The sequence below is a fragment of the Gottfriedia sp. NPDC057948 genome, from assembly GCF_042887255.1.
Taxonomy (GTDB): domain Bacteria; phylum Bacillota; class Bacilli; order Bacillales; family Bacillaceae_G; genus Gottfriedia.
The window spans coordinates 1,792-3,274 of sequence record NZ_JBHVPN010000038.1 but is presented as its reverse complement, the minus strand read 5'-3'; the positions used below and the strand labels follow the sequence as shown (position 1 = coordinate 3,274).

The following is a 1,483-nucleotide window of genomic DNA, read 5'->3' as shown; positions in this document are numbered from 1 at the left end:
GTCGGCCTCGGCTTAGGTCCTGACTAACCCTGGGAGGACGAGCCTTCCCCAGGAAACCTTAGGCATACGGTGGACGGGATTCTCACCCGTCTTTCGCTACTCATACCGGCATTCTCACTTCTAAGCGCTCCACCAGTCCTTACGATCTAGCTTCAACGCCCTTAGAACGCTCCCCTACCACTGATACCATACGGTATCAATCCGCAGCTTCGGTGATACGTTTAGCCCCGTTACATTTTCGGCGCAGAGTCACTCGACCAGTGAGCTATTACGCACTCTTTAAATGGTGGCTGCTTCTAAGCCAACATCCTGGTTGTCTAAGCAACTCCACATCCTTTTCCACTTAACGTATACTTTGGGACCTTAGCTGGCGGTCTGGGCTGTTTCCCTCTTGACCACGGATCTTATCACTCGTAGTCTGACTCCTATGGATAAGTCATTGGCATTCGGAGTTTGACTGAATTCGGTAACCCGTTGGGGGCCCCTAGTCCAATCAGTGCTCTACCTCCAAGACTCTAACACATAAGGCTAGCCCTAAAGCTATTTCGGGGAGAACCAGCTATCTCCGAGTTCGATTGGAATTTCTCCGCTACCCACACCTCATCCCCGCACTTTTCAACGTGCGTGGGTTCGGACCTCCATTCAGTGTTACCTGAACTTCATCCTGGACATGGGTAGATCACTCGGTTTCGGGTCTACGACCACGTACTATATCGCCCTATTCAGACTCGCTTTCGCTGCGGCTCCGTCTCTTCAACTTAACCTTGCACGGGATCGTAACTCGCCGGTTCATTCTACAAAAGGCACGCCATCACTCGTTAACGAGCTCTGACTATTTGTAAGCACACGGTTTCAGGTTCTCTTTCACTCCCCTTCCGGGGTGCTTTTCACCTTTCCCTCACGGTACTGGTTCACTATCGGTCACTAGGTAGTATTTAGCCTTGGGAGATGGTCCTCCCAGATTCCGACGGAATTTCACGTGTTCCGCCGTACTCAGGATCCACTCAAGAGGGAACGAGGTTTCAACTACAGGGTTTTTACCTTCTTTGACGGACCTTTCCAGGTCGCTTCATTTACCCCGTTCCTTTGTAACTCCGTATAGAGTGTCCTACAACCCCAAGAGGCAAGCCTCTTGGTTTGGGCTATCTTCCGTTTCGCTCGCCGCTACTCAGGAAATCGCTATTGCTTTCTATTCCTCCAGGTACTTAGATGTTTCAGTTCCCTGGGTCTGTCCTCAGTACCCTATGTATTCAGGTAAAGATACTACTCCATTACGAGTAGTGGGTTTCCCCATTCGGAAATCTCCGGATCAAAGCTTACTTACAGCTCCCCGAAGCATATCGGTGTTAGTCCCGTCCTTCATCGACTCCTAGTGCCAAGGCATCCACCGTGCGCCCTTTCTAACTTAACTAATTTTAAAACTAATTGAATTAAACTTACGCAGTTTAATGAATGACATTATCTAGTTTTCAAGGTACAAATT

1 rRNA gene (cut by a window edge) is annotated in these 1,483 nt (G+C 49.3%); it reads right to left on the bottom strand.

What is annotated here, in order from left to right:
* Nucleotides 1–1,411, bottom strand: a 23S ribosomal RNA gene (locus ACFVRR_RS24205) (it extends 1,626 nt beyond the left edge of the window).
* Nucleotides 1,412–1,483: the final 72 nt, after the last annotated feature.